A 20,282-nucleotide genomic window follows, 5' to 3' on the forward strand; every position below is an offset into this window, starting at 1 on the left:
CGGATGAGCGGGGCATGCTGCTGGCGGTGGGTGGTGAGGGGCCTGGAGGGGTGGTGAGCTGGGAGCGGGTTCCGACCAGTCCGTCCGGGTTCTGCTGGCGGATCGCGGGGTTGTCGTTTCCGGTCACGCGAGGTCAGGGGTATGGCGCCGAGACTCTTGGCCTGCTGGTCCGCTACCTGTTCGACTGCACCCCCGTCCACCGCATCGAAGCTCTCGCTGAGGTCGGCAACATCGCCTCCCAGCGGGTGTGCGAGAAGACCGGTTTCGTGCAGGAGGGCATACTGCGCGGTTATACCTTCCGTGCTGGCCAATGGCGCGATTGTCTGCTGTTCAGCATTCTGCGTCCCGATGCGCCACCTGGCCTCACAGACGAGCCGCCGCAGCCGGAACGGACCTGAAGCCTGGTGGTCGGGCCGCTGTCATCCCAAGGCACGAGACAGGGCGATCGTTGCGGCGGTCACCCCGGCGAGCGTGGAGTGCCGGTGGAACCGGTGATGTTTCTGGCCATCGTTCTGCTGGCCATGGCGATGTGGGGTCTGGGCGTCGCAGGGGATCATTCCGTCGTCGTGCTGGGCGGCGGCCAGCTGTTGCCAGTCCTGGGTTGGGCAGGCAGGACGGCGCAGGCAGGCGTCGGCGGCCAGGAACTCGGCGACCAGGTCCCATTGCTGGACCTCGGCCCATACCTGGACCCAGACCGGCAGCCATGTGTGCAGGTAGTCCCGCACGGGTGAAGGCAGGCGGTCGGGTACGCGGCCCCAGTCGGTGACGTGGAAAACGGTGTGGGTTACAGCGTAGGCGGTCGCCCAATCGATGGCCCAGGGTGGCGGGGTCTGGCCGAGCCAGGTCGCCGCGGTGAGGGTCGGCCAGTGCGGAGCGGGCATCCCGCTCGGTGGCAGTTCGAGGATCTGCATGGCGTTGGCGACCGCCAGGCGATGGTTGGGGGCCAGTTCCCTCGTGTGCCAGAGGCCCAGCCGACACTGGCGGACCACCAGTTCTTGAAGGCGCTGATGGCGATAGCCGGCACGGGCGAAGTGGGCGTAGGACTCCATCGGGTCAGTGAGCACAGGGTTGCGCAGCGCGCGTTCGTACAGCAGATCGCCCTCACCCAGTTGGGCCCAGGCGTGATCGATCAGGTCGGCGACCTGCCGTGTCTGGTCGGCGCCGGTGATCGCTTCGCGCTGCACCAGGGATGCGCACAATGCGATCTCGGCCAGGGGCTTGTGGAACAAGGCCGGGTCGTCCACGTCGTACCCGGCACCGGGCGTCGCGGCCCGGTGGCGGTGCAGCCAGCCAAGACCCGCACACAGCACCTGGTGGGCGATGACAGCCGCTTGGCGCCTCATGATCGCTCTCCGGCCCGCAGGTGCAGCAGGTGAGCGGCGATCTGCGTGTGCAGCAGGGTGCGGGGGGTGCCGTCGCAGGCCGCGATGTGCTCGATCAGCAGCGTCGTCCGCAGCGGCGACGCGTCAAGGGCGGGCAGGGCCAGCCAGCGGGTCAGCGCGGCGGCGACCGGAAGATCCCGGCGCAGCACCGACCGAGTCGCGCCCCGGGCGAGCGCGAGACCGCCCGCAGCGGCGCAGCGGTGCAGCGGGCTGTCCAGACCGGGAACCGCCAGTGCCGCCAGTGCCGCCAGTGCCGCCGACCACGCCCGCCAGTCCTGTTCCCGTGCGTCGGGCGCGGCGGGTGCAGGCAGATCGATCATGTGATCGGGCAGGTCCAGGTCGGCGCCGCAGTCACGGGCCAGTTGCACCAGCGCCCAGTCTCGAGCACGCCGCACCAGCCCCACTCCTGTGTCTTCGCCAGGCCCGTCCACCAGGGGGAACACACCCCGTGCCTGCCCCAGGATCTCGGTGTCGGCCGTGCTCAGCGGGGTCGCGCTGAGCAGGTGCGCCGTTAGCACCTCCACGTCCAAGATACGGACGGCCGCCAGGGCGACCGTCCGGTCGGCCGCTTCGGCGGCGAAACCGGCCAGCCAGCCCGGGCCCCACCGGCCGTGCAAGACCTGCGGAACCCGGACCGCCAACTTCTCAACCGCACGCCCATAGTCCGCACGGGCATGACCCGTCACCACCATGGGCGGCAGACTCCTTCATCGCTCACGGCACGATGAGCTGCGGGGACTGCTTCTCTTCCCGCGGAGCGCCACTGACCGGTGCCTCCTCGAGCACCAGTTCGGCCAGGACCGCGGCCGGGCTCGCCTCGACAGGCACGGCCGCTGCTTGCTGCTCCTGCACCTGAGACATCTTCGTGTTCGTTTCCATGATCTACTCCCTTCCGTTTGGGGATGTATTTCACCACCTACCCGCCCCACTCCACCTCTCACTTAAAGCATCATTTCAGTCTGTCGCGTTAACCCAGATTGACTAGCGGGGTTTATGGAAACCGCTCCATCAGGCTCATCGAAGAGTGGGACTAAAAGCTGTAGCGCACCAGGCGTCCGGAGTTGTACGCGGCCGGAAAGCGTTTGGTCAACGCGACCATCAGGCGCGTCGGCCAGTCGAAACGGACCATCTCGGGCATGTCAAGAAATGTTTGCTGTTTGTCGAAGCGCAGTCCAGGCACCAGCGACTGGATCACGAGCGGGTCGTCGATCCCCCAGCCCCCGACTCCGGTGCCGGTCGCCCGGAACACTTTCCGACGTCGGCTGAGCCGCATCGCCAGGGAACTCCAGGCATCGAATATGATCACTCCCCCGGGAAACCGATCTACTATTGCGGCCAACAAGCTCACCACTTCGGCCTCGGTGAGGTATTGCACCAAGCCCTCGGCGACGACCACCCCGGGACGGTCGGCGGGCAGATGAGCAAGCCACTGCGGCTCGGTGACCGATCCGCCGACCGTGTGATAGCCGGGACGACCTGGATACAGCCGCCGACGCAGCTCGATGACCTCCGGGTAATCGATGTCGTACCAGTGGACTGCAGGCGGCGGTTCCACGCGCTGAGAGCGACCGTCCAGGCCGCATCCCAGGTGCAGCACGGTCGCATCAGGGTGGTGGGACAGCGCCTCACGCGTCCAGCGATCCAGATAGGACGAGCGCAGCGCGATTCCCAGCGCCGTGCTGCGGGAAACGCCAAGCCGGGAGAAGTCGTAGTCGAGACGTCCAACAGCGTCTTGGGCCTGCCGGTCCACCAGGACCGGATCCGCCGAACGGCTCGCCAAAGCCTTGCCGTACAGCGTGGCCAAGGTGGTTTCCGCGACTCCACTCAGCCGTACCTTCTCGCGCTCCATCATGCCTCGCTCTCTTTGGCCGGTGCGCCTGAGCAACCGGCCCCGGCGCTCGCCTCGGCACCTGGATGATCGTGAACGGGCCGTGGCCCGACGACGTCCCGACGGATGCGTCGCCCGCGCCAAATACACCTCCGATCCCGAACCCGCATCCGCCGACCGCTGGCACTACCGCGGCCGGGTCTACACCTGACGGTCTCCTCCGCGCTCGGTCGACCCTGGTGATGGTCGCCGAGTTCGAGGCCAACCTGGGCCACGTGCGCACCCACCAGGGCGCGACGCCGGCCAAGCAGAACAGCAAGCTCAGGGGCAAGCAGCCCAAGCTGCCCGAGCCGGCGCGGCGTTCGGTCGCCGCTGTCCCCGGCCACACGCCTTGGCGTGTGGCCGGGGACAGCGGCCGATCCGGTGACGGTGTCCGATGGCCCGGTCTGGAGGAGTGCGTCTGCGGCTGGTCAGACTCCGATGGAGTGGTTGAGGAGCCGGTAGCCGCGAGGGCAGGACAGCTTGCTGTGGGTGTCGGTGAAGCTACGGGTGATCTCGACGATGATCTTCTTGTGCTTGTTCTGGCACTTGATCCAGTGCTCGTAGTCGTGTGAGCGGCGGCAGTCGGCCACCGAGGCGTGCTTGTCCTCGATGGTGTGCAGGGTGCACTGGATCGACGTTCCCGGGTCGATGGACGCTGCGGCGGGGGCGGCGGTTGCGAGTCCGGCCGCAAGCAGTGCCGGTACGGCCGGCAAGGCGACGTTGAGACGTTTCACGACAGTCCAATCACTGCGAGTAGTCATACATCGCTCTGTGTATCCATGTCCGGGTGGTGCAAACCTCGATCGAGAGCAGCGGCCTGTTCCCGGCCGGCGCAGTGCCCGATGCTGCCGCGGCGGCCCCTTGGCGCCACTGCTGCTGTCCAGCCCTTTGGTACGTCGACCCCGACGGAACAGACCCCAAACGAGCGGCTGGCCAAACGACTCACTCATCCATCACGCCCGGAACCATCCGTGAACCGAACGCGCTGGGCAAACTGTCTCAGGTAGGCCGCTGGAACGGCTGGTGCGCTGCCGTCCGCAAGGACAGCAGCGCACGGCCCTCAAGCCATGCAGCCGATGCTGCTCATGGCTCTCCCTACTGCCCGACCACTCCATGTTGACGCGCTGACCGTCGTAAGTGCCGCCTCGGCAGCCCAACACGGGGGGGAAGCCGTGACTGGCTGGATAGATGAGTACAGTCATTCCGCCCCCTTCTTTGCATTGCTGGAAAGGCGTGGGCGGCGGGCACGGCCAGGCTCGCGGCGGTCACGGCGGCGAAGCCGACTGCGACGGCTTTACGGAACGGACGCTTCTCCCTTGGCTGTCGGTACATGCTGCCCCCTCATGACTATCCTGTGAGATTAGCCAATTACGTACCGCATGTAGATTGTGGGGAGATTTTGTTGGCGAGCTCTGCGCGAGCTGAACGGTGCGTGTGGTGATGTCCAGTCGTTCGGCGATGTCGTGGCTTCGGAGGCTGGGCGCCTGCCAATCTCGCGGCCTGAGGCTCCGCGGCCGCGTGATCCCGAGCCCGGGCGCGGCCAGCCACACGTGCCCGGCTGGCGGCTCACCTGCTTAGCGAAGCTGGCGTAGCCGGACCGAAACTTCGCCCTTCGGTGATCAGAACTGGCGGACCATATCCATCTCGCGACCAAACCCTCCGGAACAGAAACCGGCCGTTCCCCTGCGGCACGCATCAAAGTTTGGGCGGACGCAGGCAGTGGAGTTTTCCGAGAATCTATGTTCGCCAGAGCATTGGTCACCATGGCTCGGGACAGGAGTGCCGACGACGCTACCGCGCAGATCCTCCGCGCAGGCTGAGCGGTCCCTCCGATCTCAGGAGACAGCTGTGACCGACGCTCCGCCCCAGGCAGTCGAGCTGGCCGCGATGGCCGAACAGCACGCCCTTGCCGCCGATGCCCTGGTGCTGGGCGACTCCGCCGCCTCCACCGGTCCAGACGGGCAGGCCGCTGTCAGCGATACCGAGGTAAGCGCCCTTGCCGCCGCCGGGATCGACATCTCTGGCCTGAAACCTTCGGTCCGCTGCGCATCGCCAGCTACTACCGCCCGGCCGCCAGCGACGCCCCGTACCTGGACGTGATCAGCACCACCCGGGAAGACGACGCCCACTACGGCATGAACCTGAAGATGGCCAACGCCGACGGCAAGGACGACCACCAGCTATGGAAGGTCCATCTGCTGCCGGACAAGCCGGCCTCCGGCTTCGCTCTCACCGCTGTGATCTACCATCTGGCCACCGGACGCTTTCTGGGACCTAACGGTAAGGGCGCGTGGGTGGGGTTGCGGCCGGGACCGGCCAGCTCTCCCAAGCACGTCATCGACATCGCCGAGCCCGGACCCAAGGGCGTCTATTTCCTGCAAAACAGGTCCCTGCCGAACACCGAAGCGCAGTTCAAAGGCAAGAACGCGCTGTGTCGTTTCGGCGACCACGACTCCCGCGGGTACCTGGGATTGTCCAATTAAGGGTGTAACTCGGTCTTGTTCGGGTTAGTTGTGGGCTGCGGCTAGGCGGCCTTCGAAGGTGATCTCGAAGGCGTTGAGGGCGGCCTTCCAACGGGCGATCCAGCGTTTGCGGCCGGCGCCGGTGGGATCCAGGCTCATCACCGCGAGGTAGACGCATTTGAGTGCGGCCTGCTCGTTGGGGAAGTGCCCGCGGGCTTTGACCGCGCGGCGGATGCGGGCGTTGACGCTCTCGATGGCGTTGGTGGAACAGACGACCTTGCGGATCTCTGGGTCGAAGGCCAGGAACGGGACGAACTCGGCCCAGCTGTTGTCCCACAGTCTGACGATCGCCGGGTACTTGGCGCCCCAGGTCTCGGCGAACTCCAGCCACCGCTCCATCGCCGCCGCCTCGGTCGGGGCGGTGTAGACCGGTTTGAGCGCACGCGCGATGGCGGCCCAGTCGGCGCGGGATGCGTAGCGGAAGGAGTTGCGCAGCAGGTGGACGATGCAGGTCTGGACCAGCGCCTGCGGCCAGACGTGCGCGACGGCGTCGGGCAGCCCGGTCAGGCCGTCGCAGACCACCATGCAGGCGTCGGCGACACCGCGGTTGTTCAACTCGGTGAGCACGTGCAGCCAGTACTCGGCGCCCTCGCCGCCGTCCCCGGCCCACAACCCCAGGATGTCGCGGGTGCCGTCGACGGTGACCGCCAGCGCCACGTAGATCGGGCGGTTGGCGACCTGCCCGTCGCGGATCTTGACCTGGATGGCGTCCAGGAAGATCACCGGATACACGCTGTCCAGTGGCCGGTTCTGCCACTCGGCCATGCCCTCGATGACCTTGTCGGTGATCGTGGAGATGGTCTGCTTGGACACCGACGCCCCATACACCTCGGCCAGGTGAGCCGAGATCTCACCGTGGGTCAGGCCCTTGGCGCTCAGCGACAGCACCATCTCGTCCACCCCGGTCAGTCGGCGCTGCCGCTTGGCCACGATCTTCGGTTCGAAGCTGCCCTCGCGGTCGCGGGGCACCGCGATCTCGACCGGGCCCGCCTGGGTGGTCACGGTCTTGGTCCGGCGCCCGTTGCGGGAGTTACCGCCGCTGCCGACCGTGCGTTCGTGCCGGGTGCGTTCGTGCCGGGTGCGTTCGTGCCGGTCATAGCCCAGGTGATCGGTGATCTCACCCTCCAGCGCCGACTCCAGCACCCGCTTGGTCAGCTGCTGCAGCAGCCCGCCCTCACCGGTCAGATCAAGGCCCTGCGCACGGGCCTGCGCCACCAGTTGGCCAATCAGATCCTGATCGGCCCCGGCCGGTTGCTCATCGGACGGCTCGTCGGACGGGGCCACCGCAGCGTCCACCTTCACATCGGTTGTCGTCATCACGCGTCACTCCTTGATCAGGAGTTACACCGAAAACCGTACAGACCCGGGTACGGCGGCCTCGAGGATCTCGCCGACGGGCCCGGCGTGGTGGACGTCTAGGGTTCGATGACAGTGTGGCCGAGCTGGACCAGTACCGAGAGCGCGAGGCGGCCTTTGTCGGGCAGGTGGCCCAGGTTTCGATGACGGCGATGGTGGGGGTAGCCCAGATCAGGCCGGTGGTGATGGAGCGGCGAGCGAAGGCCTGGGCGTACAAGGTGCGGCCCAACGCGGGGTCGGTGAGGGCGGAGGCGTCCAGGACACGGCCGTGCACGCCGGAGGGGACCGAGGGCGGTGGGGGAAGGTCATCGAGTGCTGATCGTCTTAGGAGACGCGGCGGACTGAGCGGCCATATGTGCCTCAACTAGTAGACCGAGGCCGACTGCTACCGCCACGTCCTGAACCAGTCGGAAACGACGGCCATGGAAACAGGCGAAAGGCTGAACCTGCTCCACAAGATCCTCAAAGAGACCTAGCGACGTCCCCACGTCAGCACACTTGCGCATGGAATGTCCCGTATGGGCACATGGTCGTAGGCTGCGGAAGGAGCGGGCGGTGGGACTGCTGAAGCGTTTGTGGCGACGGGGGACGAGACAGCGGGGCGCGAAGCCGTCACGTCCCCGCGTCAACGACTACACCCTGTCTACTCTCGGCATGGCCTACCTCGCCACCGTCGCCGCCGACTGCGGCTTCAACGTCGCGGTCCTGGACGCCAGAGCGCATGGCCTCCCCATCGGCGACGTCGTCACCATGCTTAATGATGCCGGGCCCCGCTGGGCCGGGGTCAACCTGCTCGCCCCCACCTAGGAGACGTCCGCGCACATCGCCGACTGGCCACCGTCGTCCACCACCGCCAGCGCCCGACCTTGCCCGCATCGGCATGTTCTTCGCCACCACCCGATGGGCCGGGGAACCCTCCAAGGCCGAACCACACAAATGCGGCAAGCTCCAATGGTGCGACCCGCGGGTCCTGCCCTCCAACACCATCCCCTACCCAGCCGCCGGCATCTGCGCCTACCTGGACAGCGTCCCCTTCACCATTCACTGCTGGGACGCTGCGTAACCAGGCTCCAATGCCTTCACAAAGCAGGCGGCCGCGGATGGGCCCTAAACGACAGAAGCGCGCTGCCGGAGACCTCCGCACTGAGATTCTGGAGCTCGATCTTGGGGGGCGCCTGACCGTCCGGATAGGACGCGGTCTTAGCGGATCTCTAGCATGCGGGTTCCGAGCCGCAATTGCGGGCGGCCAGCACGAAGAAGGGTCGGTGCCGGCTCTACGGAGCTCACGGCACGGTCGGCTTCTGGCGGTGCCCACGCTCAACCCCATACCCCCGCTGTGTCCACGGGAGCAGTGCTGATCGGGACTTGTAGATAGACCGCGTTAGTCGTTGACCCTCGAACCGGACGGAGTGCGCACGCGCTGTTGAGGTGGACTTTGCCCCGAGTGCGGCAGGAAGAGGGGAAGGCCGGGGCCATCAAGCGCGTGTCAATCGGCCGGGCACGTCCCGCGGACCGGCAATCACCATAACGGCAAGCACGGGAGACTGAGATGAACAGCAAGGAACAGTACGATCTGGTCGTCGTCGGCGGCGGAGCCATCGGGCTCGCCACCGCATACCACAGCGCAAAGATGGGGAAGAAGGTCCTGGTCCTGGAGGCCCGGCAGTTCTTCCATCATTCGGGAAGTTCTGGCGACATCATGCGGATGTTCCGAATCCTCTATTCCACAAGACAGGAAGTCGAAAGGGCCATCGAAGCCCTAAAGATTTGGCACAAACTGGAGGAAGAGTGCGGGGAGAAGCTACTATGGATGACGGGACAACTGAACTTTGGAAGCGAAAAATCCACGGCGGGCGCGCAGGGCGAATACAAAAAGGTCAAGGAAGTTCTCGAGCACCTGAAACGTCCGTGCATATCACTCAGCAAGGAGGAGATCGAGAAAGAATTTCATCTCACAAAGCTGGGGTACGATGGATACTTCTCGCCAGACAATGGCGTGATGAACGTGCCATTGATACTGCGGACCTTCTATAAGCTGGCCCGACAAAACCTCGCGACCCTCATCGAAAAGGCTGAGGTCACGAGCCTGAAAGTGGACAACAAATCAGTGACGGTGACGGTGAACACAGGGGAGACATACACGGCCAAGAAATGCGTTATCGCATGCGGCGCCCACACCAACCGGGTTTTGGAAAAAATCGAATCCCGGCCGAAGTATCAACTTAATTACGCGATCTGGAACATGGTTTATGATTACTATGCGACTGACCCGAAAATCGACTCCATCTATCCGGGCATGTGGGTCTTCTTCGGTGAGGGGGAAGACGCGCTGTACTATGGCTTCCCGCCCGTTCCGTGGGGACCGCCCAACCTTGCCAAAATCGGCTGGGAGTCGGCCACGCAAAGGATCCACGGAACCGAAATAGCCAAAAATCCGGCCGATAGAGTCGACCTCGTGCCGGCAAAAGAGGATGTACAGAAAACCGTCAAATTCATCAAGGAGCACTGTCTGGGAGTCGAACCTTATCCGGTCTACTCCGGAAACTGCGTGCACCCGCATTTCGGCGACCACAAGGCCGTCCTGGATCGACTTCCCGAACATACCAACGTTGTAGTGTGCGCCGGCGGCTGGTCGTTCAAGTTTCTCCCACTGTACGCTGAATGGATCTACAGGCTGACGTTCGAGGACGCCACCCTCGAAGACTTGAGCTGCGAGGACCTCGCAATCAACAGAACTGCGCCGAACCCCGACCCCCAGAAAGCGAAAAAAAGAGAACAGGTTTCCGTACTCATTGAGAGTGAGAGCACCAGCAGCAGCTCATGACCTACCTAAGGCTTGGCCAGGCGGCTTTACCAGGGCGCGTCTTTGAGGAAGCCAAGGTCATGATTTCGGCTCAGCTACGTGCTGGATGGATGGTCTCCAGGGTGAGTCGGCCTCGTTCAACGGGCAGCCACATGACCAGGGCCCGTGCGCGAGACCCGGACGGGCGATCCTGTCGCCACGTCCGGGACCCGAAGACGGGGAGTCGGAATGCTTCACGCGCAGACTCCAATCGGGCGCATTCTCCTTGAACCGGCGGTCCGCGAGGACCCTACGGTGATGGCACCGTGATGACACAAACGGCATCCTCCTGCACCCAAGGAGACCCCACCAGCCACACGAAGAACCACCGCGCAGCCACGCTGACCTCGCCAAACCCACCACGGCCAACCTGGGCTCCACAGCGGAGACCGCTCTGCTAATGCGGTTTGGGTGCAAGCCCATCCGGGGTTCAAATCCCCGATCCTCCGCCACTCTGACCAGGGAGTTCATGCGTTCGCGTGGGCTCCCTTCGTCATGCCGGGGCTATTTCTAGCCCTTTGATGGCACGAGCGCCCTATGCGCGGCTCCGCCGTGGCACGAACGCCGCAATCCTCGTTGCCGCGTCCTCGGCGAGCTACCACGGCGTACCCGTCCGATGTGAACGATTCGGACGCGTGCCCGAGCACGTCACTTACGACCTGCATCGGGACGCCCGCGGCGAGCAGCATCGTGGCCGAACCGTGCCGCAGACCGTGGAACCGGACGGACGGCAACGTCGGCCCGTCGAGCGCGAGGCGCACCAGGTCTGGGCCGACGCGGTGATGCCGCGAGATCTTCTCCACGCTCCAACTGTCGCCCCGGTGCCGCCGCCGGTACGTCTCGCACCGCTCAATGAGCAGCTCGAAGCCCCGGGACACGAACGGCGGCCGGCCGAAGCAGCGAACCGACCTTGGCTGAAGAAGGAGGAAGACGATGACGCCGCCTTCGCTTGCCCCGCGAGGGCGATTGATGGGCGCGGATCGGCGCCGCGCTGCGGTCCGCTGGCGGAATCTACAGCGCGGTGCGTTGCGCTCTCGCCAACGCATTCCTGCGTTCCCGGCAACGAACGAGCCGACGAGCTAGTAGCACAAGGGGCACGCGAGGCGGCCGCCGAGCCCAGGGCCAATCAACTCGAGGCAGGCCCGCCGCCGTGCACGGCACCTTAGAACACTCCTTCTCCCCACTCGTTAACTGAGCGCCAGACTCGCCTCCGCTCCCCTGATCGGAGGCGGGCCCGCCCATCCACCCGCCCAAAGCGCAGCACTTGCGCAGAGACAACCGGGTCAACCGGTGAGACGACCGCGATCCCGGTCCGCTACCGCCGCCAGCGCCGATTCGACGCTGAGCTCCACGCCAAGCGACGGCGCCAATCGAGCAGTTCAGATGGCAAGAGAGTGCCGACGGCCGTTGAAGGTGGTCATGGCCGACGAGGCAAGGAACGCGGCAGGCGTCGGATCAGGCTGCCGCAAGGCGGTGATCATCCAGCCGACCTCTGATGGCGCATAGGAGTCACCCCTCGATGTGAAGAAGGGACTCTTTTCCTCCTGGCTGCGCAGGACCGCCACGGCGGCCTCGCGCTGGCCGGCCTGTCGGCCTCGGCTCGCTCGCCACCGCAGCCGCTACGGTCGTAGGCGCGCCTGGCGTGTGGCTGTGCCTGATCCGCTGCATAGACGTACCTCAGTTGGGGGTTCGGCAGAGGGCGTCATGTTCGCCCGGCACAGCTCGCACAGGTCTGCGGCACCAGGTCTGCGGCACGGGCATGGCGTCTCCCCGCCACCCCGTTGTCACCCGGATTAAGGCTTTCTGGCTACCGCGCCGTAGCCGTTGACATGATCAGGCAGGCCGTCCTGGGTTTGTTCCGGCCGCCATTGCGTGATGGAGACCAGGCCTGGCTCGACCTTTTCCAGGCCGTCGAAGAAGCCGTCGAGTTGCTCGACACTGCGCAGGACGTAGGGCACGGTCCCGGTGTCCTCATATTGCTGCAGGCTACGCTTGGCGGCCTCGGAGGTATCGGTGCAGTCCCACAGCGCCAGGAGGCTGCCCGAAGGTACACCCGCCATGGTGTCGGCCACGATCTGCCGGGCGGTCTCGTACTCCTGGCAGAACCCCAGCACACCCATGAACATCACCGCGATGGGCTGATTGAAGTTCAAGACGTTGGCGGCGTGTTGGAGAATCCGCCGCGGGTCGTGGTAGTCGGCGTCGAGGTAACCGGTGACGCCCTCCGGGGTGGTCCTGTTCATCAGCGCCCGCGCGTGCGCGAGAACCATGGGGTCGTTATCCACGTAGAGGACGCGCGCGTCAGGGGCGGCCCGTTGGGCGATCTCGTGGGTGTTGGACTCGGTGGGCAGTCCGGCGCCGATGTCGAGGAAGTTGCGAATCTTCTCCTCGACCGCCAGATACTTCACGACACGGATCAGGAAGGGACGCGATACCCGGGCCAACGTGACGACCTCGGGGTTTATCTCCGCGGTAGCGTCCCCGACCGCCCGGTCGACCTCGAAATTGTCTTTGCCGCCCATCCAGTAGTTCCACGTCCGCGCCGGGGAGGGGATGTCGGTACGGAGCCGTTCATGGGCGTCTTGAGGCAAATGGGCAAGCAGGTCCGCAGGAGGATCGCTGGGGGAGCTGCCGGCAGGAGACATCATCGGCTCCTCGGAGGGATTGATCGTGAAGAATCATACGGTTTCGCTGCACATATGTTGGGCAGCTCCAGGATATGTGACCGCCGACGGGTGCCGGTTCCTGCGGGTGACGAAAAAGCGCGGGTTCTCGCGTGGCCCGGACCCGATCGAGCAGAAATGCAGGGATCGCCTGCGTTCCGTGGGTACAAGAGACGACACATAGGCCGTTCTGTGTTCATTCTTCTATCTCGTCCCAATATGCCCGCCCGTGTCCGTGTTAGAGCGGTGCGGAGACGTCCTGCGAGGCGTCAACCTGCGACGGCGCGGTACTCGCCACCGCAACGGCCGCCGATGGACAGCCTTCGCCGGACGCTGGCGCCGCGGGCCGCGGTGAGCCAGGTGACCTGCCGCGAACGCGCGATCGCCCGGCTGGCCACTGGCGCGCCAGTCGGGCGATCGCGCTGCGGGTTGGCTTCACGGTCAACGACCACTTGGCCTGCGGTTACATCAAGGTCGGCGTCAGCGGGCGGTCCGGCCTTCGGGCGCTTCTGGATGCGAGCCTTCGGCCAACGGTTCGCCGGCCTTGCTGCGGAGCCGCGTGAGATATCGGCTGACCCTACGGGAGGGGCTCGAGGACGTAGGTTCCTGTTCCGTCCGGCCTGCCCATGCTGTACTGCCGCACGGTCTCGTTGTCGGTGACGCGCTCCTGGCCGATCATGAATCCGCTCATCTTGTTCTGGAGGCCGACGAGGTTCGTGCCGGGCACGTCCTGGTAGACGTAGAACCGCTGGCCATCGTCGACGGTCCGGCATCCATCCTCGAAGAACAGGGCGTTCTCTGTGGGCGCGTCCGCGGCCTTCAATGTCAGGCACTTCTTGCTCTGACGGGTGAGGAAGACGTGCTCGACCATGCCGTTGGTGGTCGGTCCCTGGCAGACCTGCCATTGCACGCGGGTGGACTTCGCCCAGGCGTGGAGCCGGAACTCGGCGGTGCCGTCGGCGTTCCACCAGAACAGCAGGCGATCGGGGGTGGCGATCCGGTAGTAGCCCGGCAGGCAGGTGAAGCCCGGCGGTAGTGCCGCGGGCGCCGCGACGCTGCCGGTCGGAGACTTTGCGGCGGGCGCGGGTGCCTGCGGAGCCTGTGCCGGGGCGCCGGTGCAGCCCAGGACCTTCTGGGCCTTGCTCATGATGCTGCCGGCGGGCACTTTGTCTTCGCACCGGACGGCCCCCTCCTCGATCGTGGAGAAGGTCGTGTAGGTGCCCCCAGGACGCTCGATCCATCGGGTGGCGAACCGGCCGTCGCCCAGGTCGACCCGGCCGCAGTTGAGGCTGCCGTAGACGCCGGTGACTTTGCTCGTCCCCTGGTAGAGGCCGTAGTAGCCGGGCTTGAGGAAGTTCCAGGTGATGGTCTGGGATTGGGCGTTGGTGGTGGCGGTCGACTTTTTCACCGTGCGGTTGACGAACGCTTCGACCTTGAACAGGGCTCCGACGCTGAACCCGCTGCTGATCTGGGTGGTACCCCCGACTTCGACCGTGACCACGGTCTGGATGCTCATCGTGACGGTCTGGCTGCCGGTCGAGCCGTCGGTGATGTAGTACCCCTTGAAATGGGTGATGGTGGGGTCGGTCACCGCGCTCTTGATGAACGGATGTCTCTTCCCCAGGTCGGCGGCCGTACAGGCATCGCCTGCCTTGGGCTCCTCGGCCGCCGTGGCGGATCTTACGGCCGTGTTCACGGTCATGAACGTCGATCCGGCCGCGAGCGGGAGCAGCAGGCCGTGCACCACCATCTTGATCTTTACCATGAGGTAACTCCAGAGTGGGAGATCAAAGTCAGGAGCACATTCACACGATTTGCCGCACACGAGGAGACCCACGTTCAGGCCGGATGCGGCCTAGCTCGGTCGCCTGTACTCGACGGCGAGCGAACGGTGGCCGAGCTCCCCGGTCGACGGGCTGCCGGTGGTGGCGGTGGACGTGCGAGTGCGGCGCAGCACTCCGGGGCCTCCGGTGCTATGTCTTCTGTCGCAGGTTTCCACCACCGCTTGCGCTGCCTCCCGGACCGGACTCTTGATCTGGTTGGCGGGGTCGATGGTGATCACGCCCTTGTCTGGGCCCGTCGCGATGCTGATGCCGTCGCCGAACTTCGCGGCGTCGAACCCGGAGATCGGTTCGGTCTTCTCGCCGCTGTGCCGGACGAAGTCGTTGGGACGGTGCGCCGTCAGGGACACGGAGAGCCCATAGCCGCCGCCGAAGCGATCGATGAGCGATTCCACACGCAGGTGGAGCTGCCCTGGCTATGGGATCGGCTGCTCACATGGTCCAACCCGGAGGTGGAGAGTTGCTCTTTGGTGAGCAGATCGCAGGCCTTAACCCCACTCAGCTCCAGCGACTCACCGCCGCCGGAACAGGCTGCCACCGTCGCGAACGCCGCCACCGCCACCAGCAAGGACCGCCACTCCACCCGAACCAGCCCGGCCACGTCCCAGTCCGTCCGATCGAAAGCAAGATCGTCTTCCGGCCGCAGCCTAATGACCGCCCCAAGGTGGCGTGGAGTGAATCCCGGCAACCCTGCCTGCGGCGCACACCGCCCCGATCAGGCGGCTCTAGGCGTCTTCCGGCCGGGCTGCTGGCTGGCGACGGCGGATGCGAAGTTGCACGTTGCGGGAAGGGCGACGACGCGGGTCGGCGGTCATGGCGTCCTCGGGCGAAGTTTCTACTCACACCGTTGGACGCCATGAACTCCGGGAACCACGCGTCGTCCCAGCCGCTTCGTCGTTAGCGTGCACTAGCGGTGTACGCGCTCGGTACTCGAACTAGCAGGCGTGATCTGCCTCGTGGGAGTACCGAGCTACCTACACGATTGCGGAGCAGTCCGCAGAGTGAGACGGCTACGGTGGCCGGTCACGGACCTGATCCTTCTGTCGGGCCTGCCGGGCAGGCTGGGGCGTCGCGGCGGCGTGATCGTGGAGCGTCTCATGCGTGGTTCTCGATGCGGGTGTCGCCGAAGATGACGCGGCGTGGCATGGGACGGGACAGGAATTCGTGGGGGAAGCCGAGTTCGATCGCGCTGGCCTTGTCCAGGTCGGAGAGGTGGCCGTCGGAGAAGCGGACGTCCAGCGCGCCGAGGTTGTCGTGGAGCTGGTCGAGCGTGCGGGCGCCGATGATCGGTGCCGTGACCGCCGGGTTGAGCAGGGTCCAGGCGAGCGCGACCTGTGAGGGTGTGCGTCCCATCTCGGCGGCGACGTCCCGCACCACGTCGGCGATGGCCAGGCCGCGCTCGGTCAGCGACCCGTTGGCGGCGGCGACGTTCCTGCGCGTCCCCTCGGGATTGTCCGTGCCGCCTTCGTGGTCCAGGTCGGCGCGGGTGTACTTGCCGGTCAGCACACCGCTTCCTAGGGGCGACCAGGGGATGACGCCCAGGCCCAGCTCGCGCGCCATGGGGATGAGGTCGCGTTCGGTGGTCCGCTCGATGAGGCTGTATTCGACCTGGAGGGCGATCAGCGGCGCCCATCCGCGCAGGTCCGTGATCGCCTGCATGCGGGAGACCTGCCAGGCCGGGGTGTCGGAGATGCCGAGGTAGAGGACCTTGCCCGCCCGGACGAGGTCGTCCAGCCCCCGCAGCACCTCCTCGACCGGGGTCGTCCCGTCCCAGACGTGCAGGTAGAGGAGGTCGATGTAGTCGGTGCCCAGGCGGCGCAGGCTCTCCTCGACCGAGGCGATCAGGCTCTTGCGGTGGTTGCCGCCCGAGTTCGGATCGTCCGGACGCCTGGACATGCTGTACTTGGTGGCCAGCACGAGGCGCTCGCGCCTGTCGCGGGCGAATTCGCCGAGGAGTCGCTCGGCCGTGCCGGCGGTGTACTGGCTGGCGGTGTCGATGAAGTTCCCGCCCCGGTCGACGTAGGCGTCGAAGATGCGGCGTGCCTCGTCCTTGTCGGCGCCCCAGCCCCAATCGGTCCCGAACGTCATCGTCCCCAGCGACAGCGGCGAAACGCGCAGGCCGGAGCGTCCCAGCAGACGGTAGGTGTCGAGTTCCACGGTGTTCTCCTAGTCGTCGTGGTGCCGGGTCCAGGCTGCGGCAGGGGGACGAGGGCGGCCAGGGAAGGGCTTTCCTGGGATTGCCTCTCCCACCCGCGGTCGTAGGATCGAGGCGATGGACACAACCCGGGAATTGGCGGCGTTCTTACGTGCCCGCCGGGAACGTCTCGCTCCTGCCGATGTCGGCCTGCCCGCGTCCGAGCGGCCCCGGCGCACGCCCGGCCTGCGCCGCGAGGAGGTCGCGGAGCTCGCCGGCGTCAGCGTCGACTACGTGGTCCGCCTGGAGCAGGGCCGAGGGCTTCGCCCTTCCCCGAGCGTGCTGGACGCGCTCGCCCGCGCCCTGCGGCTGAGCGACGATGAGCGCGGCTACCTGTTCGATCTGGCGGGGCAGCGGCCCGCGAACCGGCCGGTCGGCGCCGGTGGGGCGGCGAGCTCGCTCGCGCGGCTGGTCGACGACCTGTCACCGCTGCCCGCGATGCTGCTCGACCACCGGTTCGACATCCTCGCCTGGAACCGCGAGATGGCCGCGCTGATGCTCGACTTCGGCGAGCTGCCCGCCGAGCAGCGCAACTCGATATGGCTGTGCATCGTCCATCCCGCGATGCGCGACTTCTACCGCGACCGTGAACAGGTGATCCGCGAGGGCATCGCCGACCTGCGCGCCTCGTGCGCCGCCCACCCCGATGACAGCGCGCTCGCCGACCTGGTCGCGGCGCTGACCTCGGGCAGCGAGGAATTCGTCCGGCTGTGGGCGCAGCGCGACGTCAGGGTGAACGGGCGGGGACACAAGCGCCTGCAGCACCCGAAGGCGGGACCGCTCACCGTCGAGTTCGAAGTGCTCGCCCCGCTGCAGGACCCGCACCAGCGGCTCGTCGTCTACCGGGCCGCCGATCCGGCCTCGCAGGCCGCCCTCGACACTCTTACGGGCGACGCGCACACATTGCAGACCGCGTAATCCCAGTCCAGGTCCGGCCAGCGGGGGAATTCCGAGAGGCGAGCGAAGTAGCATTCCTCCCGATTCGGAGTGCTTGGGCCGGCCCGAAGCACCGACCCAAGCACCGGCTCGCGGGGCAGGGGCAAAGTGGCTGAGTTCAACTTCTCGGAGTTCCTTGAGTCGACGGTTGAACGCCTCCTGCGCACGGATCCCGAACTGCGATACGGCCGAGATTTCGAAGCCGATATCATCGCCACCGTCCGCGCCCGCGAGAGCGAGATCAAGGATCCGGTCGTCGCGGAGCTGGAGAAGCTCCGGCGGAAGCAGGTCCTTCGCGAGACGTCGGTAGTGCCGTGGTTCACGATCGCCGCTATTGCGGCTGCGGCCATGACGGCCTCGATCGTCTTCTACAAATCCATCCCCAACTTGGGTCCCATTATCATTTTCGTCTCTGTTATGGCGATCATCAACTGTTTCGTCATGGGCGGGAGTAGCTACCGCGGGGCGCGGGACAACGCTCAGAAGCGGGTCGAACGGGCGGCCCTTCCACAGCTCCAATCCGTCATCCGGGAAGTGATCAACGAGCAGGAGAGGTCCGATCGCCGCTGGTCCAGCAGGTTGGAGACGGACATCGCCCCGGCCCTGGTCGAGCTCGACGGGCTGGACACGGTCTCCTCTCGCAGCTACCGGCGCATCTACTCGTTCATCACCGAACACGCGTCCTCGGCGGTCGGCGTCGCGGGGCCGCGCGGCGCTGGGAAGTCGACGCTCATGTGGCAGCTCATGGCGGACGACAAACTGGGCGCACGTATTCACGGGCTCCCGATCAGCGACGGTGTCTACCGCACGATTCGTGTTTCCGCTCCGGTCTATTACAGTCCGGTGGAGTTCACCCGGATCATTCACAGCGAACTCGCGCACTCGGGGCTGAAACCGGAAGCACGCGACCCGAAGCGCCTGAGAATCGGCGAACCGATTCAGGGAAGGCTGGAGCGGACCGCGCGGCGCGTCGGCTACGCCGTCCTTCTGGTCGCCGCTTTGTTGATCTGGATGTGGGAGCAGGGCTCCCGAAGCGTCTCCGACGCTCCGAACAAGTTCGGATTCGGCTGGCTGGGCCTTCTCGCTCTGGTTTTCCTGGTTCTGGTCGCGGGCTGGGGGCTGAGTTCGATCTGGCGCCTGTTCGTCGGCCGGGTCCGGCTTGGCCGTCCGAACACTCTGGCGGGGCTGTGCAAGCGGCAGCTGGAATTGCTCAAGTGGACGACCACCGTGGAGTCGACCGCCAGCGCGGCCTTGCGCCTGGGACGGTCCGGCGCCGAGGGCGTGGAGAAGCTGACCCGCAATGAACGCGAGGTGACGCACGCCGAATCGGTGCAGGCATTGCGGCAGTTCATCGATCAGTTCGTCCACCTCAGTGGCATGTCGGTCGTCATCTGCGTGGACGAGTTGGACAAGATGCCCGACCCCGCCAAGGCGGTCGAGGCGATCAACGGCATCAAGGATCTGTTCCACATCCCCGGCGCGCACTTCCTGCTCTCGGTGTCCACCGACGCCCTCCACAGCTTCGCCGCTCGCGGAGTCCCGGTCCGGGACGTCTTCGACTCCTCCTTCGACACGATCGTCCGGATATCCCCGCTGAACTTCGACGAGTCGCAGAAACTGCTGTCGCGACGCGCGACCAGGTTCTCGGCCGTGTTCGCACTGTTCTGTCACGCCTGGTCAGGGGGCCTGGCACGGGACGTCATCCGAACGGCCAGGTCATGCGTGGAGCAAGCCAAGGAGGGCGAGCGCAGCATCGGCGTGCTGAGCGACAAGGTCTTGCGGCAGGACGTTTCCGAAGTGGTCAGGGCCGCGGTCGAGAAGCTCCGCGAAGAAGCAGACGACTCCGCGGAGAAGGTTCTGGAGGAAGTGCTCACTCTTCAGGACCTCTTGGAAACCGATCCCGGAACGTTCTATGAGATCGCCGAGTCTGCGGTCGGTCAGGGCATGGATTCCCTGCCGGATGAATTCCGGCCCGTGTCCGAGGCGCAACGTGTGGCCGCCGCCCTCGGGCCTTATGTCAGGATCGCCGGCCTGTGCGGGAAACTGTTCGCTCAACCGTACTCATACGACAGATGGCGGAGCCCGGAGGTCCTTGCCGCAGTCGAGTGCCTGGCGGAGGCGCGAGCCTCGTTCGGCAGCCATCCCAGGCAGGTCGCCAAGAAGATCGACACCGCGGACGCCGCCCTCTCGACCCTGATCAGCAATTGACCACCACGGGGGTTCGTGTGACCGCCCCCGAGTCTGTTAGACATCTGCCGCATGGAACAACGGACCGTGCGCTGTCACCGCTATCTGTCGATCATGACCGCGCTGGTGGTGTTCCTATCCGTGTGCACCGGGCTGCTCGGACGGGCCCTGCTCCGAGGTCTGCCATACCTGCAGACGCTCGGCGCGATCATCCTTTTGGCCGTCCTCGCCGCGTCCCTCGTGACGGCCGTCGCCGCACTGCGCGGCCGCGCCATCGTCGACGACCAGGGCGTCACGATCGTGGGCGCATGGCGCCGCTGGCGCTACGCCTGGGACGACATCACCGAGATCACCCTGCACGCATCGCTCCGCTACTGGGAGGTGTACCTGCGCACGCCCGACACCGAACGCCGGGTCTTCTTCTATCCGGTGGGGGTGTTCGCACCCCCGGCCAACGGCGAGCGCCACACCGCACCCCCGCCCTACACC

The 20,282-nt window shown here is 66.1% G+C and carries 20 protein-coding genes; 8 read left to right on the plus strand and 12 right to left on the minus strand.

The window, feature by feature from the left end; translation table 11 throughout:
* Nucleotides 1–398, plus strand: a 398-nt coding sequence (locus tag E1264_RS23535) for a GNAT family protein (RefSeq protein ID WP_207936106.1), incomplete at its 5' end; no start/stop codon positions are given.
* A gap of 21 nt (nt 399–419) precedes the next feature.
* On the opposite strand, the gene E1264_RS23540 is transcribed toward E1264_RS23535, so the two are convergent.
* From E1264_RS23540 to E1264_RS23555, 5 genes are all read right to left on the minus strand, one after another.
* Nucleotides 420–1,343, minus strand: coding sequence for a hypothetical protein (locus E1264_RS23540; RefSeq protein WP_132177035.1), 924 nt, complete (start codon nt 1,341–1,343; stop codon nt 420–422).
* Nucleotides 1,340–2,023: a hypothetical protein gene (locus E1264_RS23545; protein WP_132177037.1), complete on the minus strand. Its 684-nt coding sequence runs from the start codon at nt 2,021–2,023 to the stop codon at nt 1,340–1,342. The genes E1264_RS23540 and E1264_RS23545 overlap by 4 nt, the downstream gene beginning before the upstream one ends.
* Nucleotides 2,024–2,096: 73 nt before the next feature.
* Nucleotides 2,097–2,261, minus strand: a complete 165-nt coding sequence (locus E1264_RS43600) for a hypothetical protein (protein ID WP_165964332.1) — start codon at nt 2,259–2,261, stop codon at nt 2,097–2,099.
* 151 nt (nt 2,262–2,412) lie between these two features.
* Nucleotides 2,413–3,234: a class I SAM-dependent methyltransferase gene (locus tag E1264_RS23550; protein ID WP_132177039.1), complete on the minus strand. Its 822-nt coding sequence runs from the start codon at nt 3,232–3,234 to the stop codon at nt 2,413–2,415.
* Between the two features lie 446 nt (nt 3,235–3,680).
* Nucleotides 3,681–3,986, minus strand: coding sequence for a hypothetical protein (locus E1264_RS23555; protein WP_132177041.1), 306 nt, complete (start codon nt 3,984–3,986; stop codon nt 3,681–3,683).
* A 1,114-nt stretch (nt 3,987–5,100) separates the two neighbouring features.
* On the opposite strand from E1264_RS23555, the gene E1264_RS23560 reads away from it, so the two are divergent.
* Both E1264_RS23560 and E1264_RS23565 read left to right on the plus strand, forming a co-directional pair.
* On the plus strand, nt 5,101–5,352 hold the full coding sequence (locus E1264_RS23560; protein ID WP_132177043.1) for a hypothetical protein: 252 nt from the start codon (nt 5,101–5,103) through the stop codon (nt 5,350–5,352).
* Entirely contained in the window at nt 5,349–5,735 is a 387-nt protein-coding gene (locus E1264_RS23565; protein ID WP_132177045.1) for a hypothetical protein, read from the plus strand. Before E1264_RS23560 ends, E1264_RS23565 begins: the two co-directional genes overlap by 4 nt.
* A 24-nt stretch (nt 5,736–5,759) precedes the next feature.
* Here E1264_RS23565 and E1264_RS23570 read toward each other — a convergent pair whose 3' ends face one another.
* Complete coding sequence (locus tag E1264_RS23570; RefSeq protein ID WP_132177047.1) at nt 5,760–7,091, minus strand: IS256 family transposase; 1,332 nt, start codon at nt 7,089–7,091, stop codon at nt 5,760–5,762.
* A gap of 594 nt (nt 7,092–7,685) precedes the next feature.
* On the opposite strand from E1264_RS23570, the gene E1264_RS23575 reads away from it, so the two are divergent.
* Both E1264_RS23575 and E1264_RS23585 read left to right on the plus strand, forming a co-directional pair.
* Nucleotides 7,686–7,937 carry a hypothetical protein gene (locus E1264_RS23575; protein WP_132177049.1) on the plus strand — a complete coding sequence of 84 codons (252 nt, stop codon included), beginning with the start codon at nt 7,686–7,688 and terminating at the stop codon, nt 7,935–7,937.
* A gap of 742 nt (nt 7,938–8,679) precedes the next feature.
* Nucleotides 8,680–9,954 (plus strand): FAD-dependent oxidoreductase, encoded by a 1,275-nt coding sequence (locus E1264_RS23585; protein WP_132177051.1) that lies wholly within the window; start codon nt 8,680–8,682, stop codon nt 9,952–9,954.
* Between the two features lie 485 nt (nt 9,955–10,439).
* Here the strand turns inward: E1264_RS23585 and E1264_RS46265 are convergent, their stop codons facing one another.
* From E1264_RS46265 to E1264_RS23615, 6 genes are all read right to left on the minus strand, one after another.
* Nucleotides 10,440–11,018, minus strand: a complete 579-nt coding sequence (locus tag E1264_RS46265) for a tyrosine-type recombinase/integrase (protein ID WP_132177053.1) — start codon at nt 11,016–11,018, stop codon at nt 10,440–10,442.
* Nucleotides 11,019–11,351: 333 nt separating this feature from the next.
* The gene (locus tag E1264_RS23595; protein WP_132177055.1) at nt 11,352–11,537 is read right to left on the minus strand and encodes a hypothetical protein; all 186 of its coding nucleotides are present in this window, start codon (nt 11,535–11,537) and stop codon (nt 11,352–11,354) included.
* 228 nt (nt 11,538–11,765) lie between these two features.
* Nucleotides 11,766–12,620: an SAM-dependent methyltransferase gene (locus tag E1264_RS23600; protein ID WP_243711125.1), complete on the minus strand. Its 855-nt coding sequence runs from the start codon at nt 12,618–12,620 to the stop codon at nt 11,766–11,768.
* Nucleotides 12,621–13,212: 592 nt separating this feature from the next.
* Nucleotides 13,213–14,400 carry a hypothetical protein gene (locus E1264_RS23605; RefSeq protein WP_132177057.1) on the minus strand — a complete coding sequence of 396 codons (1,188 nt, stop codon included), beginning with the start codon at nt 14,398–14,400 and terminating at the stop codon, nt 13,213–13,215.
* A gap of 90 nt (nt 14,401–14,490) precedes the next feature.
* Complete coding sequence (locus E1264_RS23610; protein ID WP_132177059.1) at nt 14,491–14,871, minus strand: hypothetical protein; 381 nt, start codon at nt 14,869–14,871, stop codon at nt 14,491–14,493.
* 700 nt (nt 14,872–15,571) lie between these two features.
* A complete protein-coding gene (locus E1264_RS23615) occupies nt 15,572–16,633 on the minus strand; it encodes an aldo/keto reductase (RefSeq protein ID WP_243711126.1) in 1,062 nt (353 codons plus the stop codon).
* 115 nt (nt 16,634–16,748) lie between these two features.
* On the opposite strand from E1264_RS23615, the gene E1264_RS23620 reads away from it, so the two are divergent.
* From E1264_RS23620 to E1264_RS23630, 3 genes are all read left to right on the plus strand, one after another.
* The gene (locus E1264_RS23620; RefSeq protein WP_132177061.1) at nt 16,749–17,588 is read left to right on the plus strand and encodes a helix-turn-helix transcriptional regulator; all 840 of its coding nucleotides are present in this window, start codon (nt 16,749–16,751) and stop codon (nt 17,586–17,588) included.
* A 126-nt stretch (nt 17,589–17,714) separates the two neighbouring features.
* The gene (locus E1264_RS23625) at nt 17,715–19,814 is read left to right on the plus strand and encodes a hypothetical protein (RefSeq protein WP_132177063.1); all 2,100 of its coding nucleotides are present in this window, start codon (nt 17,715–17,717) and stop codon (nt 19,812–19,814) included.
* Nucleotides 19,815–19,865: 51 nt separating this feature from the next.
* Nucleotides 19,866–20,282: PH domain-containing protein (locus E1264_RS23630; RefSeq protein WP_132177065.1), on the plus strand; the 417-nt coding region annotated here is incomplete at its 3' end.

This window comes from Actinomadura sp. KC216, from assembly GCF_004348535.1.
Taxonomy (GTDB): Bacteria; Actinomycetota; Actinomycetes; order Streptosporangiales; family Streptosporangiaceae; genus Spirillospora.

Excerpts from the sequence above, each read along its gene's own strand:
- E1264_RS46265 (WP_132177053.1), bottom strand. The coding sequence starts at position 11,018 with ATGCGTTGGCGAGAGCGCAACGCACCGCGCTGTAGATTCCGCCAGCGG.
- E1264_RS23540 (WP_132177035.1), bottom strand. The coding sequence starts at position 1,343 with ATGAGGCGCCAAGCGGCTGTCATCGCCCACCAGGTGCTGTGTGCGGGT.
- E1264_RS23570 (WP_132177047.1), bottom strand. The coding sequence starts at position 7,091 with ATGACGACAACCGATGTGAAGGTGGACGCTGCGGTGGCCCCGTCCGAC.
- E1264_RS23620 (WP_132177061.1), top strand. The coding sequence starts at position 16,749 with ATGGACACAACCCGGGAATTGGCGGCGTTCTTACGTGCCCGCCGGGAA.
- E1264_RS43600 (WP_165964332.1), bottom strand. The coding sequence starts at position 2,261 with ATGGAAACGAACACGAAGATGTCTCAGGTGCAGGAGCAGCAAGCAGCG.
- E1264_RS23585 (WP_132177051.1), top strand. The coding sequence starts at position 8,680 with ATGAACAGCAAGGAACAGTACGATCTGGTCGTCGTCGGCGGCGGAGCC.
- E1264_RS23550 (WP_132177039.1), bottom strand. The coding sequence starts at position 3,234 with ATGATGGAGCGCGAGAAGGTACGGCTGAGTGGAGTCGCGGAAACCACC.
- E1264_RS23605 (WP_132177057.1), bottom strand. The coding sequence starts at position 14,400 with ATGGTAAAGATCAAGATGGTGGTGCACGGCCTGCTGCTCCCGCTCGCG.
- E1264_RS23600 (WP_243711125.1), bottom strand. The coding sequence starts at position 12,620 with ATGATGTCTCCTGCCGGCAGCTCCCCCAGCGATCCTCCTGCGGACCTG.